The organism is Salinirubellus litoreus (assembly GCF_037335815.1).
Lineage (GTDB): Archaea > Halobacteriota > Halobacteria > Halobacteriales > Haloarculaceae > Salinirubellus > Salinirubellus litoreus.
Map to the genome: position 1 here is coordinate 963,916 of NZ_CP147841.1, position 15,215 is coordinate 979,130.

At 69.8% G+C, this 15,215-nt stretch carries 15 protein-coding genes; 7 read left to right on the plus strand and 8 right to left on the minus strand.

Annotation, left to right across the window (positions count from 1 at the left end; all coding sequences use genetic code 11):
* Positions 1-203 precede the first annotated feature (203 nt).
* The 4 genes from WDJ58_RS04705 to WDJ58_RS04720 all read right to left on the minus strand — a co-directional run bounded on the left by WDJ58_RS04705 (position 204) and on the right by WDJ58_RS04720 (position 3,266).
* Positions 204-710, minus strand: coding sequence for a hypothetical protein (locus WDJ58_RS04705; RefSeq protein WP_338916474.1), 507 nt, complete (start codon positions 708-710; stop codon positions 204-206).
* Between the two features lie 271 nt (positions 711-981).
* Positions 982-1,278: a hypothetical protein gene (locus tag WDJ58_RS04710; protein WP_338916475.1), complete on the minus strand. Its 297-nt coding sequence runs from the start codon at positions 1,276-1,278 to the stop codon at positions 982-984.
* Between the two features lie 3 nt (positions 1,279-1,281).
* On the minus strand, positions 1,282-1,614 hold the full coding sequence (locus tag WDJ58_RS04715) for a winged helix-turn-helix domain-containing protein (RefSeq protein ID WP_338916476.1): 333 nt from the start codon (positions 1,612-1,614) through the stop codon (positions 1,282-1,284).
* A gap of 65 nt (positions 1,615-1,679) precedes the next feature.
* Positions 1,680-3,266 carry a molybdopterin-dependent oxidoreductase gene (locus WDJ58_RS04720; RefSeq protein WP_338916477.1) on the minus strand — a complete coding sequence of 529 codons (1,587 nt, stop codon included), beginning with the start codon at positions 3,264-3,266 and terminating at the stop codon, positions 1,680-1,682.
* 141 nt (positions 3,267-3,407) lie between these two features.
* Here WDJ58_RS04720 and WDJ58_RS04725 point away from each other — a divergent pair, with 141 nt between their 5' ends.
* The gene (locus WDJ58_RS04725; protein ID WP_338916478.1) at positions 3,408-3,551 is read left to right on the plus strand and encodes an HVO_2523 family zinc finger protein; all 144 of its coding nucleotides are present in this window, start codon (positions 3,408-3,410) and stop codon (positions 3,549-3,551) included.
* Positions 3,552-3,682: 131 nt separating this feature from the next.
* Here WDJ58_RS04725 and WDJ58_RS04730 read toward each other — a convergent pair whose 3' ends face one another.
* Positions 3,683-4,354 (minus strand): TVP38/TMEM64 family protein, encoded by a 672-nt coding sequence (locus WDJ58_RS04730; protein ID WP_338916479.1) that lies wholly within the window; start codon positions 4,352-4,354, stop codon positions 3,683-3,685.
* 124 nt (positions 4,355-4,478) lie between these two features.
* Here WDJ58_RS04730 and WDJ58_RS04735 point away from each other — a divergent pair, with 124 nt between their 5' ends.
* Positions 4,479-4,874 carry a DUF5830 family protein gene (locus WDJ58_RS04735; protein ID WP_338916480.1) on the plus strand — a complete coding sequence of 132 codons (396 nt, stop codon included), beginning with the start codon at positions 4,479-4,481 and terminating at the stop codon, positions 4,872-4,874.
* A gap of 67 nt (positions 4,875-4,941) precedes the next feature.
* On the opposite strand, the gene WDJ58_RS04740 is transcribed toward WDJ58_RS04735, so the two are convergent.
* Both WDJ58_RS04740 and WDJ58_RS04745 read right to left on the minus strand, forming a co-directional pair.
* The gene (locus WDJ58_RS04740; protein WP_338916481.1) at positions 4,942-5,568 is read right to left on the minus strand and encodes a DedA family protein; all 627 of its coding nucleotides are present in this window, start codon (positions 5,566-5,568) and stop codon (positions 4,942-4,944) included.
* A 153-nt stretch (positions 5,569-5,721) separates the two neighbouring features.
* Complete coding sequence (locus WDJ58_RS04745) at positions 5,722-6,942, minus strand: acyl-CoA dehydrogenase family protein (RefSeq protein WP_338916482.1); 1,221 nt, start codon at positions 6,940-6,942, stop codon at positions 5,722-5,724.
* Positions 6,943-7,157: 215 nt separating this feature from the next.
* On the opposite strand from WDJ58_RS04745, the gene WDJ58_RS04750 reads away from it, so the two are divergent.
* Complete coding sequence (locus WDJ58_RS04750; RefSeq protein WP_338916483.1) at positions 7,158-8,252, plus strand: cohesin domain-containing protein; 1,095 nt, start codon at positions 7,158-7,160, stop codon at positions 8,250-8,252.
* Between the two features lie 268 nt (positions 8,253-8,520).
* Here the strand turns inward: WDJ58_RS04750 and WDJ58_RS04755 are convergent, their stop codons facing one another.
* Positions 8,521-9,690, minus strand: coding sequence for a hypothetical protein (locus WDJ58_RS04755; RefSeq protein ID WP_338916484.1), 1,170 nt, complete (start codon positions 9,688-9,690; stop codon positions 8,521-8,523).
* A gap of 158 nt (positions 9,691-9,848) precedes the next feature.
* Here WDJ58_RS04755 and WDJ58_RS04760 point away from each other — a divergent pair, with 158 nt between their 5' ends.
* From WDJ58_RS04760 to WDJ58_RS04775, 4 genes are all read left to right on the plus strand, one after another.
* Complete coding sequence (locus tag WDJ58_RS04760; RefSeq protein ID WP_338916485.1) at positions 9,849-11,030, plus strand: CaiB/BaiF CoA transferase family protein; 1,182 nt, start codon at positions 9,849-9,851, stop codon at positions 11,028-11,030.
* 120 nt (positions 11,031-11,150) lie between these two features.
* Positions 11,151-12,320, plus strand: coding sequence for a thiamine ABC transporter substrate-binding protein (locus WDJ58_RS04765; RefSeq protein WP_338917813.1), 1,170 nt, complete (start codon positions 11,151-11,153; stop codon positions 12,318-12,320).
* Positions 12,281-14,101 (plus strand): ABC transporter permease, encoded by a 1,821-nt coding sequence (locus WDJ58_RS04770; protein WP_338916486.1) that lies wholly within the window; start codon positions 12,281-12,283, stop codon positions 14,099-14,101. Before WDJ58_RS04765 ends, WDJ58_RS04770 begins: the two co-directional genes overlap by 40 nt.
* 2 nt (positions 14,102-14,103) lie before the next feature.
* Positions 14,104-15,150, plus strand: a complete 1,047-nt coding sequence (locus tag WDJ58_RS04775; protein WP_338916487.1) for an ABC transporter ATP-binding protein — start codon at positions 14,104-14,106, stop codon at positions 15,148-15,150.
* The last annotated feature ends 65 nt before the right edge of the window (positions 15,151-15,215 follow it).

A 15,215-nucleotide genomic window follows, 5' to 3' on the forward strand; every position in this document is an offset into this window, starting at 1 on the left:
GCGGCCCTGTGATCCGGAGAGCGTGCGGACGGATCGGCGACCGGTCGGGGTCGCCGGTGTCGCTAGCGGACGGAGACACCCCGAAGCGACAGCAACGGGAGCGCGTACGCCGCTGCCGCCGGGTCGGGACCGTACGCTTCGGAGGTGTAGCCGGATACGCGCCGGGCTCCGTGTTGTGAGCGGAGCGCGGGAGCCGACCCCGGTCAGACCCGACCGTTCAGCGGACAGATGAAGTAGTTCGGCGGGCCGAAGCCGGGCCGACCGAGCGTCACCTCGATGTAGTCCGCGTCGAGGACGTCCGCGTCGTTCGTCAGGGATGCGTCGTCGTTGAACGCGTCGACGTCGGTCACCTCGGCGCTGTAGTGGATCCACTTCCCGCCGTTCCAGTCTCGGTCATCCGGCGCGGACTCGGAGACGAACGGGGAGCGCTGTTCCCCGCTCGCCGCCGCGTTGTCGACGATCGCTCCCGAGCCGTCGTGGAGGAAGTAGATGAGATCGCTCGGTTCGGGCGGTCCGTCGAGCACCTTCACCACGTTCGTTCGCCAGAGCACGTCGTTCGCGTAGACCGCCCCGAAGCTCCGCCCGTTCCCCCTCTCGTCGCCCCTCCCGGGGTTCGCTGCGGCCGTCCCGATCGCCCCGAGGCCGTCGACGCCGAGTGCGGCCCCGGTCCGGAGTACCGTCCGTCTGGTGTGTTCGCTGTCTTCGGTCATGATTCTTGGAGGCTCTCGCCTCGAAATGCGCCTTGTGAGCGTCTGTAAAGCCAGTTTTGCGAATTCACGACCGAACCCGTTGGGGTCCGACCGAACTCCCCCACGACTCCGTCTAGAATCCGCGGCGGATCGTGCGTGCTACTGGACCTCTCCGGGCACGCGTTCGATGGGGTTACCCCCGCGTCCCGGCGATCGTGCGGTCGACGGAATCGACAGGCTCGGCGGGCTCAGCAGGATCGACGCGTCGAGCGGTCGGATCGAAACCGAGCGGTCACTTCAGCGTGACGTAGGTGAGGAACGCGAGCGCGACCATCTGGAGCGCCCGCAGCACCGCGACCACCTCCTGGACTCCCGGGTCGGCGGAGTAGAGCATCCGCATGCTGAAGAAGAAGTAGATGGCCGCGGCGTTCTCGAGGAGCATCACGATCGCGAAGGCGATCAGCCCGGCGATCATGCTAGACCCGAACGTCCGGTAGTTCCGTGCCCAGACGACCGTGAGCGTCCCCAGCAGCAGGACGTTCACCGCCGCCATCGCGCTCGCCGCCAGTATCATGTCGGTCATCGCCATCGGTCAGTCCTCGTCCCTCGCTTCCACGCTCTCGGTTCCGCTCTCTGCCTCCGCCCGCTCGACGTCCATCCGCTCGGTGACCTGCTCGAAGGTCTCGCGGTGGCGCTCGAAGCGGTCCGTGAGGAAATAGAGCGCGCCGTACTCGTCGCCGCTGCGCTCGATCACGTCGTGCTCCAGGAGCATGTCGAGGTGGTGCCGGACGGTGTTGTAATCCAGCCCGACGTACTCCGCGAGCTGGTTGGCGTTGCGCGGCCGGTCCTCGATGGCCCGGATGAGTCTGACCCGGTTCGGGCCACCGCGCGTGCCGGCCAGCAGGTACCAGAGCGCCTTCTCCATCCGCGTTCAGGTTCCGTCTCGCACCTCTGCGGTTTAGCTCCTGTCCTCACGTCCCACACCTGCCTTCACGGCCGGACCGTCTCCCTGACCCACCCCGAGGCACCCCGCGGGTACGGCCTGGCCTCCTCGCGCGGCTGGACGTTCCCCTCGGCGTCGACCATGCGGACGACGACGTCGTGTCGCTCCCCCGGTGAGTCGTAGCGGTAGACCCACTGTCGCCAGGCGTCCCGCGGGTCGCCCGGGAGCGGTTCGGAGAGGTCGGCCTCGTTCCACGAGCGCCCGCCGTCGGTCGAGACCTCGACCCGCGAGACGCCGCGGGTCCCCGCGTAGGCGTGTCCCGCGACCTCGATTCGACCGTCCTCCAGGTGGTTGGTCGCGTGGAGCTTGGCGACGGGGATCACGGGCCCGGTGCCGTGCCACCCCCGCTGCTCCCAGTAGCCGTCCATCTCCTCTTCGAGTATCTCGATCTCCGTGAGCCACTTCACGTTGATCTCCCCCCAGTGGCCGGGGATGAGCGCCCGGACCGGAGCGCCGTGTCTGCGGGGGAGCGGCGCGCCGTTCATCCGGTAGGCGAGCATCCCCTCGCGGAGCGCGGAGACCGGGAACTCCTCGAAGAAGTCGTCCGCGGCACGGAGCATCACGCAGCACTGCTCCGAATCGGCCGTGAGGCCAGCCTCCTCCAGCAGCGGCTCGATATCCACGACCGTCCAGAGCGCGTTGTCCATCTTCTTCCCGTTCAGCTGGTCGCCGACGCACCGGAGCGTGACGAACTCCTCGCGGGATTCCATCGACGTGAGCGTCTCGTAGTCGATGTCGAACTCGTTCTCGACCGCGCCGGTCACCCGCAGGGACCAGCCCTCGGCCGCGACCTGCGGGTCGACGGAGTTGATGTCGACGCTGTAGAACTGCTCGCTCACCAGCGGTTCGATCCCCTCGACGGGGAGCGAGCGGTCCGCGGCCCCGCCGAGCAGGCGCTCGGCCTCGGCCGACATCGCGGTCCCGTCCCCGGGCGGGGCCGTCCCCGCTCCCGCGGAGCCACCGGTCTCGCCCCCGGCGCTCGCCCCATCGGACCCGCGGCCGCCGAGCAGGTAGCCCACCAGCCCCACGCCGAGCGCGCCCGCGAGGCCCGCGAGCACCGACCGTCGACCCTCGGACACCGACCGCGAGCCCTCGGAGCGACCCGTGGTGGCCGAGCGCCGACCGGTCTCGCCGACCACGAGCACGACCGCAGCGGCCCCACCTGCGGCGAGCGCCGGGCCGGTCACGGGGACGAGGGCGAACGCGAGGAGCGCGACCCCGAGTGCGGCGAGGAGGGCTCCGGCGAGCATCCCCACGGTCGGGCGATCGACCCGGGCGGCGAACTCGCGTCCCGCCATCGTCCCGAGCAGCGAGAGCGCCGCGAACGCGACGACCGCCAGCGCGACGGCCGTCCCGAGCGCCAGTCGCTGGCCGAGGTCGCCGAGCACCGTGATGGCGAACGTGATGAGGAAGCCGGGCGCGACCGCCGCGATGTAGCTGTCGATGGGCGCGACGACGAACGAGGGGGTGAACCCCGCTGCGGCGTACGACCCGACGACGCCCGCCACGCCGGCCAGCAGCGCGAGCACCGGCGTCGGCCACAGCCCCCGGAGACGGTCGAACCTGCCGTTCATAGCTCCACGAACGACCGTCCCACGTAAACCGTTTCTCCGGAATCCCCCCGAACTCCCTCTAGAATTCCTCCCCGTTCCCCGTTACGTCCCTCCCTCGCCCGCGTCGGCAAGCTTCAAGCGGACCGGGCTCCCCCTCCGTGTATGGACGACGGGACGGACGAGACGTCACGCCGCGGTGGCCGACCGTGCCCGATGTGCGACACCGCCATGTTCAGACGACACTGCAAGTACGTCTGTCCGAACCACGGCGTCGTGGTCGACTGTAGCGACCCCTTCACGTTCTGAGCCGAGCGGGGCTGTGACTGCCGGTCCACGAACTTCCCGACCTGCGGGCACCGGGTTCGGGCCGGCGGTTCGGCGACCGACGAGCGTCAGTGTCGGGACGACCACACCGGTCCCCGTTCGCACCGTCGGGTTCACCGGTTCCGGATCCCGTCGATCCCGACCGGACCGCCCCCCCGGAGGTGTCGGTAGAGCGGTCCGGCAACCAGGAGGGTCGCGAGCGCGACCGCCGCGACGACGAGCGGGAGTCCGGTCGAGACGCCCTCGACCGAGAGCGTCTCGAGTGAGGCCCCGAGCGTGACGGTGACGGCGACCCAGGGGGCTTCGCCGAGCGCCGTCCCCAGGACGTAGGGTGCGAGCCGCACCCCGGAGAGCCCCGCGCCGTAGGAGACGGGGTCGGTCGGGAGGGGTGCGAGCCGCGCCGCGGCGACCCCCCGGAGCCCCCCGGTGACGTCGAACAGGCGCTCGCCCGCCTCGCCCGCGCGACCGAGCGGGCCCGCCGTGCCCGCACGACGGGCCAGCAGGTACGGCGGGAGGCAGGTGAGGACCGCGCCCGCCAGTCCGACCGGGATGGCGACGGGGCCGTAGAGGAACCCCAGCAGGATCGAGAAGAGGCTGATGGGCCAGGCGAGGAACATCCGCAGGGTGTAGGCGACGAACAGCGCGGCCCCGAACAGCAGCGGCCGGGCGGCGAGCGCGCGTAACTCCCCGAGCACCCGGTCCGGCGAGAGGAGGACGGCTCCGGCGACCACGCAGGCCGTGAGCAGGGAGAGCCCCGCTACCTGTCGCCGCGTCGTCGGTTGCACGCACGGTACGGGGTCACGGACCGGTAAACGCCTTCTGGTCCCCTCGAACTGATCGTCGGGGCCGTCGGGTTTCCGATCCCCGGGTCGCACAAACCCTAAGACCGGACGGAGCGACTCACGGGACGTGACGGGGGGCCAGCCCGGTCAGGGTGAACGCGACGAAGCCGACCCGGTGGAACTCGGCGTCCAGCTGCTCGAACGGCTCGAACACCACGAGCTCTCGCTCGCGGGGGCCATCGACCGCATCGAGACGGTCACGACCCATCCGGCGCGGACCCGCGAGATCCTCGACACCGCCGAGAAACGGGGAATCATCGAGCGCGAGGACGGCGTCGTCCGGGTGACGGGCGGCCGGTTCCTCGCGTTCCAGAGCGAGGTCGTCAAACGGGAGGGGGAGTTCACCTGCAAGCGGTGCGGCGCGTCGCTCTCCGTCGGGCACTTCATGAAACTCGAAGCTGGCGAACTCGGCCCGTTCGGCTCCTCCTGTATCCGAAAGGTGACCGGTCGGGAGGCCGAGTGACTCCCGAGTGTGCCCGGCTCCGGGGGTCCGATGGAACGCCGATCTCCGTCTCGGCCGTGACTGCGGGCTACTCACGCGGGCCGGAGTGGTCGGACCAGCGCCAGACGAGGCCCCCGAGTGCCAGGAGTGCGAGCGCCGCGACCGCGGCCAGCCCCGGCCTGGCGCTGGCGGCGTCGAGGGCCGCGGCGAAGAGCGACCGCTGGCGGCCGTAGTAGACGACGCCACCAGCGGCCGCGTAGAACGCCACCGTCCCGACCGCAGTGAATGCCCCGAACCGGATCGGGCTCATCCCGGCGAGACCGGCCGGGACGGAGATCACGGATCGAAGTACCGGGAGGAACCGCCCCCAGAGCACGGAGGACTGCCCCCACCGCCGGAACCACGCCTCACCCCGTTCCAGCCGCTGGGCCGAGACGTGGATATGGTCTCTGAGCCAGTCGTTGTCGCCGACCCTGGTGTCGGAGAAGACGTAGAACGGGAGGAACGCGCCGACGGTCCCGCCGACGCCGGCCGCCACCAGGAACGCGAGAAAGGAGACGGGGTCGGTGATGATCACCGCGGCTGCGGCCGGGACGACGACCTCGCTCGGGAGGAACGGGAAGAGCATCGACGTCTCGAGGAAGGTGAACAGACAGAGCGCGAGCGGGCCGTACAGGCGCACCGCTTCCAGCGCGACCGCCGTCACGTCCTGCACGCCCCGGCTACGCGATGGGCATACAATAAGCCGGGGGCGGCGAGCGAAGGGCGCCGGAGGCGTCCGAGGGCGGTGGGTGACGAGGAGCGGGTACGTCGCGTTCGACGCGGGGAGTAGGTGGTCGGTATCGACCGGCCCCGGATCGTCTCGCACTCAGTACGACCGCGGCAGGTCGAGCACCTCGTGGGCGACGTAGTTCTTCACCATCTCGTTCGAGACGGGCGCGAGGACGTTGATCATCGCCTCGCGCCAGTAGCGCTCGACGTCGTACTCGGCGGCGTACCCCATCCCGCCGTGGACCCTGACCGCCCGCTCGCAGGCCTCGATGGCGTCCTCGCTGGCCCGGAGCTTTACGGCGTTCGCTGCCGGCCCCGTCTTCTCGCCCTCGTCGTAGCACCAGGCGGCCTTCCGGACCATCGTCTCGTCGCCTTCGAGCTTGGTCCAGGAGTCGGCGAGCGGGTGGGCGACCGCCTGATAGGATCCGATCCGGTTGCCGAACACCTCGCGCTCGCGGGCGTACTCGGCCGCCCGCTCTATCGCGGCCTGCCCGATGCCGACGGCGTTGGCCGCGAGGCTGATGCGCTCCGCGTTGGCGAACGAGAGGAGGTAGTCGAACCCCTCGCCCTCCTCGCCGATCCGGTCCTCGGCGGGGATCCGGAACCCGTCGAACCAGACCTCGTAGGAGGGTGAGGCCGCACGCCCGGCCTTCGGTATCTCGCTCACCTCTACCCCCGGCGCATCGGGGCCGAACTCCGTGAAGAAGAGCGTCAGCCCGCCGAACCGGTCGGTCTCCTCGCGCGGCGCGGTCCGGACGAGCAGCATGATGACGTCGGCCTGACCCGCCTTCGTCGTCCAGATCTTCTGCCCGTCCACGACGTACTCGTCGCCGTTCCGCGTCGCCTCCGGCGGCGCATCGTTCGCCGAGTCTCGCTCGACGCTCTCGCGTCGGGCGGTCGTCTCGATGCGCGAGGTGTCGGTCCCCGCGTTCGGTTCCGTCACCCCCGTACAGACCATCACGTCGCCGGCGGCGACGCGTGGGAGGTAGCGCCGCTTGTGCTCCTCGGTCCCGTACTCGATCAGCGGCGCGACGCTGAAGACGTGGTGTGAGGTGACCGAGGTGCCGGCCATCGCCGCGCCGGAGCGGGCGATCTCCCCCTGGACGAGCGCGGCCTCCTGGACGCCGTAGCCCTGGCCGCCGTACTCCTCGGGGACCGTGATGCCGCACCAGCCGTCCTCGGCGAACGCCTCGAAGAACGCCCACGGGAACTCCCCCTTTCGGTCGCGCTCGCGCCAGTAGTCGTCGCCGAACTCCGCACAGAGCTCGCGCATCTGCCGCCGGATGAGCCGCTGTTCCTCGGTGAGCCGGAACTCCATGCCCGGTCTCGGGCGAGCGCGTCCATAACTGCCGGTGGTGGCATCGGTAGTCCCGACGTCCGCCCGGAACAGTCCACGGTTCCTCGTCTGTGGCGTCTCCGCCCGCCGACCGTCGGTCCGTTCGGTCGGTCGCCGCGTCCTATCGAGCGAACGATCCCCGGCGGGTGGACTCTCGCCCGAAAGCACTTTTACCACACCTTCGTGATTACGCTTCAGTGACTGGTTCCCGGATCGCACTACTGGCGCTCCTGCTCTGCTGTCTTGGCCTCGTCGCGGGTGCGGTCGGCGGACAGTCGGGCGCTGCCGACACCACCGCGCGGGTCGAACTGGGCGGCCCGGCGACGGCCACGCCGGGCGAGACCGTCACGATACGGGTCAACGTGACGACGACGCGCCCGCTGTACGCCGCCCAGTTCGGGCTCGCGTTCGACGAGACGGCGCTCACCCCGACGGCCGTGAACAGGGGGAGCTTCCTCTCCGGGGACGCACGGTCGGTCCTGATCGCCAACGACACCCGCCCCGGGACCGCGAGCTACGGGGAAACCCGGGTCGGGACCGACACGGGCGTCAACGGGAACGGGACGCTCGCGACGGTCTCGGTCGAGGTCGCCGAGGCGGCGGCGGGCGAGTCGGTCGCGCTCGAACTCCGCGACGTCAAGCTCGTCACGCCCGAGACCGAGGCCGTCACGACGAGCACGGGGAACCTGACGATCGAGGTCAACGGGAGCAGCGGCGGGAGTGACTCGGGGAGCGACGACGGTGACGGCGGGAGTGGCGGCGGTGGGGGCGGCGGCCAGCTCGGCGGGGCTTCCCAGGGGGAGGTGTCGATCGCGAACCTGTCGCTGCTGAACACCACCGTCACGACCGACGGAACGGCCGTCACCCGTGTCGATCTGACGAACCTCGACCCCGCGTCGGGACGCATCACCCTGACGCTCACCGCGAACGGGAGCGCGGTGGCCGAACGGACGCTGTCGGTCGGGGCGGCCACCGATCGGACGGTCTTCCTCCGGCACCGGTTCTCCCGGCCGGGGACCTACGCGCTCCGGGTCAACGACGACCGGGCGGGCGTCGTGCGGGTCACGGCGGCGACGACGCCCACCGCGGAACCGACGGACGCGGGCACACCGACGCCCACCCCGACGCCGACCGACCCCTCGTCAGCCGGATCGGACGCCGGGTCCGACGCGAACACGACGAGCCCTCCGAGCGGCTCGCAGTCGCCCACCGCGGGTGACGGTGCTGGCTTCGGGGTCGGCAGCGTCGTCGTGGCGCTCGCGGTTCTGCTGATCCGGCACGGTCGGGACTGACCCGTCCTGTCGGTACTCTGCCCGAGACTCCTTCCGGCCCGCGTTCCCGGAGCGCGTCGGCGAGGAACACCGGACCGAACGCGGCCGTAGCGGAGCGGCTCACTACCGGGGCGGTCGAAACCGACGCATCGATCGGGGCTGAATAGCGTCCTGCCGTTCGGCTCGGTCGGGAGCGAGGCCGGCACTCTGACGGTGTACACGGTTCCGGACCGGCGACCGACCGGCCCCGGCCTGGCGGCGAGCGGTTCCGGGTGAGAGCCGAACTCCCCTATCCGGCGTGGTCCGACGTCAAATCCATCCGCCGAAACGCCTCCATCCCGTAGAAGTCGTCCGGGGTCCAGGCGTGCTGCTTGCTCACCCGTTCCCCGTGTTCGGTCGTGATGCTGGTCCGGCCGTAGTCGTACGTCGGCTCGTTCGCCAGTCTCCGCCGCATCTTCCGGAACTCGGATAGTGTCACACGATCCCAGAACGCGAGACAGCTGAGGGTCGCGATGACGACCGCCGGGCCGGTGTACGGCCCCTCCCCGTGCATCGCTTCGCCGCGGAGGTCCTGTAAATCGCTGAAGATTCGGCATTCCTCAAGCTGACCGGCAACGCTGTCCCAATCGTCCAATCCGGCCGCTGCCAAATCATAGAGCTGTGTGATAACGCCCTCCGGTCCATCGTCCACAGAGACTCCACCGAGCGAATTGATCTCGATCAATGTCGCTTTCGTCGTCTGATGAGGGGTATTTTTCAACCAATATAGCAACTTTTGACGGAGCTGACTGGATCCAGGTTTCCATTCCTCTGTCAAGCCTCCTAAGACTGCGAACCCGTACCGGGTCATCAGTGCGAACGAGTGCTGTGACATCTTGTAGAGCGGGGTGGGTACCTCCCCCTGCGACCGGATACCCTTGATGTCGACTTTGTTAGCAAGCGTGGCCCATTTGAGCTCGCCGAGCATGCCGAGATACACGAGAAGACAGAGGTCCTCCAGTTCGAGAGGATCGAAGGGGACGAACGGTTCATTCGTCTCCTCGATACCTCTCCTGGCAATCGCTTCCTTCTCTTCGAGGGGCTCCGCTTCCATCGCGGTGTGTGCTCGATCGAATAGCCGGAACAGGTATCGAGGATCGTAGACCGTGCTCGCGTAGGCACCGGTACAGCGCCAGTACTCGAAGTGAGCGGGGTCGACCCGATCTCTCGTCAGCAACGTCATCGCGCACAGATATCGTGGGAGACGACGGAGGGTCTCCAGCGGGAGGTCCAGTCCATCCGCTCGGCGGAGGAGCGGGATGCCGAAGTCGCCCTGTCGTGGACTGCTCGATATGTAGCTACTATCTGGGCTGACGTCATCGCTGGCTAACGTGGCTTCCCGCAGTTCGTTCCAGTTTCTGGAGAGCCAGGCCTCGAATCGAGTGTTGAGTTCGCGTTCCCACTCTCCCGGACTTCTCATGTATATTGATTGTTGATTTAGATGTAATAAATCGGTGGGTAGAGCCACGCACGATCCTCTCGAACCACGCTGTCACGGACACACCGCTCGTCGCGCGGGTCAGGACCGATCCCCGTCGGTCCCCAACCGCTTATGTCGCGGTCGTCCGACCCGGGCGCATGAACGGAGCGCTCGAGGACGTCGCGGTGCTCGACTTCTCGCAGAGCATCGCGGGGCCGTACGCCGCGACGATGCTCGCCGACTTCGGGGCCGACGTCGTGAGCGTCGAGCCGCCGGGCGGTGCCGGTCAGCGCCGGATGGTCAAGGAGGCCGTCCGGCCGAACGTGATGCGAAACCGGCGCTCGCTCGTCCTCGACCTGAAATCAGAGGACGCGGCCGGGGTGGTCGCCGATCTCGTCGAGGCTGCCGACGTCGTCGTCCACAACTACCGCCCCGAGGTCGCCGAACGGCTCGGCGTCGACTACGACACGCTCTCGGGCCACAACGAGGGAGTCGTCGTCTGCTCGGTGACCGGGTTCGGCGAGAGTGGTACCTACAGCGACCGGCCGGCGACCGACCCCATCGCCCAGGCGATGTCCGGGCTGATGTGGAATACGGGCGAGCCCGATCGCAAGCCATCGCGGGTGGGTGCCTCGCCGATCGACGTCGCGACGGGGATGTACACGGCGTTCGCGGCGATGGCCGCGCTCCGCCACCGCGATTCGACGGGTGAGGGTCAGCGCGTCGAGACCTCCCTGTTCGACACCGCGGCGGCGTTCATGGGCTACTGGTACACCCACTACAGTAGAACAGGAGAACAGCCGGGACGACAGGGTGACTCGTGGGGCGGCTACGCCCCGGTCGGCATCTTCGAGACCGCCGACGACCCGGTGTACCTCTCGGTCATGTACCAGCACCTCTGGGAGCGGTTCTGTGACGTGCTCGACCGCGAGGAGTGGCTCGACGATCCACGCTTCGCGACCGACGACGACCGGACGGCACACCGCGAGGAACTGACGACGGCCATCGAGGCGGCCCTCGCCGAGCACACCCGCGAGGAGCTCGTCGACGCGCTCGTCGAGGCGGGTATCCCCGCCGCGGAGCTCCGGACGATCGCCGAGGCCGCGGCCGACGACCACCTGCACGAGCGCGGGACCGTCGACGCCGTCGAGGACACGGACGGACGTGAGGTGCTCGTGGCCGCCGCCCCGGCGATCCTCTCCGAGACCGACCCGACTATCGAGCGCCCGCCGCCGAGAGCGGGCGAGCACACCCGCGAGGTGCTCCGCGAGCACGGCCTCGACGAGGGGACCGTCCGGTCGCTGCTCGACCGCGGAGCCGTCGTCGAACACGGGGAGTAGCGCGGTCGGCTGACGACGGGGAACAGAGGGGACGATCCCCGACCCGAGTCGTCGCGGGCGGGCGGATCGCGGGGTTTATCCACAACTCGGTGCAACCACCGGGTAATGGGACGACGAGACGTGGACCGACGGAGCTTCCTGAAGCGCGCCGGTGCGGGCGTCGGCGGGCTCACCCTGCTCGCGGGCTGCACCGGGACGGGTGGGGACGGTGCGGGCGACGGGACGCCGACCTCCACCCCGACCGAGACCGCCGGCGAAGCGACCGACACGGCGACCGGGACGCCCACTGGAACGGCGACCGAATCCCCGACGAGCGGCGAGCCGAGCGGCGCGCTGAACGTGGCGACCTACTCCTCGTTCACCGGCGAGGGGACGGCGGGCAACTGGCTCAAGTCCGCCTTCGAGGAGCGCTACCCCGAGGTGACCGTCGAGTTCTCCACCCCGGAGAACGGGATCAACCAGTTCATCCAGCGGAAGCGGCAGGGTGCGCCGATCGACGCCGACCTCTACGTCGGGCTGAACACGGGGGAACTCGTCCGCGTCGACGAGACCCTCGACGAGTCCCTGTTCGCGGCGGCGCGCGACCGGGTGGCGGGCACCGACTCGGTCAAGGAGGGGCTCAGGGTCGACCCGCAGGGCCGGGCCATCCCCTACGACACCGGGTACATCTGCATCGTCTACGACGAGGACGAGGTCGAGTCCCCAGCGACGTTCGACTCGCTCCTCGACCCCGCCTACGAGGGCGACCTCATCACCCAGAACGCCCAGCAGTCCGACCCGGGCCGGGCGTTCCTGCTGTGGAGCATCATCACGCAGGGCGAGGAGGAGTACCTCGACTACTGGTCCGAACTGGCGAACAACGGCCTCCGCGTCCTCTCGGACTGGGAGCCCGCGTACAACGCCTACATGAACGGCGAGGCCGCGATGGTCGTCTCCTACTCCACCGACCAGGTCTACTACCACGGCGAGGGCGTCGACATGTCGCGCCACCAGATCGCCTTCCTGAACGACCAGGGGTACGCCAACCCCGAGACGATGGCCCTGTTCGCCGACTCCGATCGAGCGGAACTCGGCCGGCGGTTCATGGAGTTCGTCCTCACTCCCGAGGCCCAGGCGGAGATCGCCGTCCGGAACGTCCAGTTCCCGGCCGTCGAGGGGGTCGAACTCCCCCAGGAGTTCTCGCAGTACGCCTACGAGCCCCCCGAGCCGGTCACCTTTACCTACGAGGAACTCTCGGGTAACGTCAGCACGTGGATCGACAGGTGGGCCAGACAGATCGTCTCCGGGTAGCCCGTCGTGCCGCCGAGCGACTCGCTCTCCCCGCCGGTCTCGCCGTCGCGCTCGCAGTCCTCGTCGCCGTCTTCTACTACCCCGTCGGGAGCGTCCTCGTCGAGGCCGTCGTCCGGGGTGGGCGGCTCACCGCCGGGCCCCTCCTCGCGGTGCTCGCCGACCCGTTCTACACCGGCGCGGCGAGCGCGCTGTTCGCCGACCCGCTGTCGGTCCCTTCGGGTTTCGTGACCTGGCTCCGCGCGGGACTCCCGCCGGTCGAGTTCGGACTGTTCGGGTTCACCGCCTACCAGGCCGCGCTGTCGACGGTCGCGAGCGTCCTCCTGGGACTTCCGGGGGCGTACCTCCTCTCGCGGTTCGAGTTCCGCGGCCGCCGGACGCTCCGCTCTTTGACCATCCTCCCGTTCGTCCTCCCCTCGATCATGGTCGCGGTCGGCTTCCTCGCGATGTTCGGCCGCAACGGCCCGCTCAACACGGTCCTCCTCTCGCTGGGTCTCGGACGCGTGGACGTCCTGTTCACGCTCGAAGTCATCGTCGTCGCGCACGCCTTCTACAACGCTCCACTCGTAGTTCGGCTGGTCACGGCGGCCTGGGAGACCGTCGACGCCCGCCGCGTCGAGTCGGCGAGGGCGATGGGTGCCACCCCGCTCCGGGCGTTCCGCGACGTCGTCCTCCCCCAGCTGCTTCCGTCGCTTCTGACCGCGGCGCTGCTCACGTTCGTCTTCACGTTCATGTCGTTCCCGATCGTCCTCGCGCTCGGGGGCCTGCGTCTGGCCACCGTCGAGGTGTGGCTCTACGCGCGCGTACAGGACCTCGCGCTCGCCGAGGCGGCGACGCTCGCCACCCTCGAAACCGTGGTGACGCTCTCGCTCACCTACCTCTACCTCCGCTACGAGGCCCGACAGGTGCGCGCCGGGAGCAACATCTCCCTCCCGCGACGACCGCTCCTCGACGGAGTCCGGACGCTCGCCGATCCGGCGCGGCTCGGCCTGCTCGCCTACGGCCTGCTCGCGCTCGTCGTCTTCGTCGGCCCGATGGCGAGCATGGTGCTCGCTAGCGTCACCGACGCCGGGGGGTTCACCCTCGACTACTACCGGTTCCTCTTCGACCAGCAGGTCGCCGAGACCGCGGGGACGACGCGCCCGCTCCCGGCGATCGTGAACTCGCTCCTGTTCGGCGCGGGCACGCTCCTCCTCGCGCTCCCCATCGGGGTCGTCGTCTCGGTGGTGGCGACCCGGGGCGGGCGCGGGAGCCGGCTCGCCGAGGCGCTCCTGACCGCGCCGCTCGCGGTCAGCGGCGTCGTCGTCGGCCTCGGCCTGCTCCAGACGCTCGTGTTCGGTACCGTGGTGATGGGCCACCGGCTCACCGCGACCGGACCCGTGGCTATCGTCCTCGCCCACGCCGTCGCCGCCTACCCGTTCGTCACCCGGAACGTCACGCCCGCGCTCGGCGGGCTCGACCCGCACCTCCCCGACGCCGCCCGCTCGCTCGGGGCGACGCGGCTCCGCGCGCTGCTGGACGTCGAACTCCCCCTGATCGCGGCGGCGCTCGTCGCCGGCGCGGCGTTCGCGTTCGCCATCAGCATCGGCGAGTTCGACTCCACCGTTCTCCTGGCGGAGGGCGTCGACAGCTACACGATGCCGGTCGCGCTCGAACGCTACATCGGCAACCGCTCGCTCGGGCCGAACCTCGGTCCGGCCACCGCGATGGGGACCGTCCTGCTCGCGGTCACCGCCGCGAGCTTCGTCGTCATCGACCGCGTCGGCGGGCGGTGGGAGCGATAGCGATGACGCGGGGCGTCGAACTGGAGGACGTATCGATCGCGTTCGACGACGTGCGGGCGCTGGCGGACGTCTCGCTGTCGGTCGAGGACGGCGAGTTCTTCACGCTCGTCGGGCCCTCGGGCTGTGGGAAGACCACGACCCTCCGAGCGATCGCGGGCTTCGAGACGCCCGACTCCGGTACCGTCCGGATCGGCGGCGAGGACGTTACGACTACTCCTCCGGAGGAGCGCCACGTCGGGATCGTCTTCCAGAGCTACGCGCTGTTCCCTCACATGACCGTCCGGGAGAACGTGGGGTACGGCCTGCGGTTTCGCGACCCGCCCGGGGGCGTCTCGACGCGCGAGCGGGTGGACGAACTGCTCGACCTCGTGGACATGGCGGGGATGGACGACCGGGACCCGACGGCGCTCTCGGGCGGCCAGCAGCAGCGCGTCTCGCTCGCCCGTGCGCTCGCGCCCGGCCCGGACGTACTCCTGCTCGACGAGCCGCTCTCGGCGCTCGACGCCCGGCTGCGCGAGCGCCTCCGTGTCACGGTGCGGGGGATACAGCGGGACCTCGGCATCACGACGGTGTACGTCACCCACGACCAGGCCGAGGCGCTCGCGGTCAGCGACCGGGTGGCCGTGATGAACGACGGGCGGATCGAACAGGTCGGGACCCCCGAGGCGGTCTACCGCGAACCCGAATCGCGGTTCGTGGCCGAGTTCGTCGGCGACAACAACCTCCTCGACGGCGAGGTCACCTCGGCGGACCCGCCGACGGCGACCGTCGAGGGCGTCGAGGTACGCCTGCCGCCCGACGTCGCTCTTGATCCCGGCGATCCCGTGACGCTGTCGATCCGCCCCGAGGCAGTCGAGGTCGTCTCGGGCACCAGCGAGAGCGGGACGACCCTGTCGGCGACCGTCGAGAGCGTCGAATTCCTCGGCGAGGCCTACCGGCTCCACTGCGCCTGGCGCGGGCACGAACTCCTCGTGCGGAGCGACGAGCGCGAGACGCCCGGCGAGACGATCCGCCTCGGCTTCGAGCCAGCGGACGTTCGCCTGCTCTGAATCGACGGGATACGGTGAGGCGGCGCGGAGTGGTGGGTAACCCGAAACGAGCGAGCACGGACGGA

What these genes read in the sequence shown, in the direction of transcription:
- WDJ58_RS04705 (WP_338916474.1), bottom strand. Translation starts at nt 710, where the DNA reads ATGACCGAAGACAGCGAACACACCAGACGGACGGTACTCCGGACCGGG.
- WDJ58_RS04710 (WP_338916475.1), bottom strand. Translation starts at nt 1,278, where the DNA reads ATGGCGATGACCGACATGATACTGGCGGCGAGCGCGATGGCGGCGGTG.
- WDJ58_RS04715 (WP_338916476.1), bottom strand. Translation starts at nt 1,614, where the DNA reads ATGGAGAAGGCGCTCTGGTACCTGCTGGCCGGCACGCGCGGTGGCCCG.
- WDJ58_RS04720 (WP_338916477.1), bottom strand. Translation starts at nt 3,266, where the DNA reads ATGAACGGCAGGTTCGACCGTCTCCGGGGGCTGTGGCCGACGCCGGTG.
- WDJ58_RS04725 (WP_338916478.1), top strand. Translation starts at nt 3,408, where the DNA reads ATGGACGACGGGACGGACGAGACGTCACGCCGCGGTGGCCGACCGTGC.
- WDJ58_RS04745 (WP_338916482.1), bottom strand. Translation starts at nt 6,942, where the DNA reads ATGGAGTTCCGGCTCACCGAGGAACAGCGGCTCATCCGGCGGCAGATG.
- WDJ58_RS04755 (WP_338916484.1), bottom strand. Translation starts at nt 9,690, where the DNA reads ATGAGAAGTCCGGGAGAGTGGGAACGCGAACTCAACACTCGATTCGAG.
- WDJ58_RS04760 (WP_338916485.1), top strand. Translation starts at nt 9,849, where the DNA reads ATGAACGGAGCGCTCGAGGACGTCGCGGTGCTCGACTTCTCGCAGAGC.
- WDJ58_RS04775 (WP_338916487.1), top strand. Translation starts at nt 14,104, where the DNA reads ATGACGCGGGGCGTCGAACTGGAGGACGTATCGATCGCGTTCGACGAC.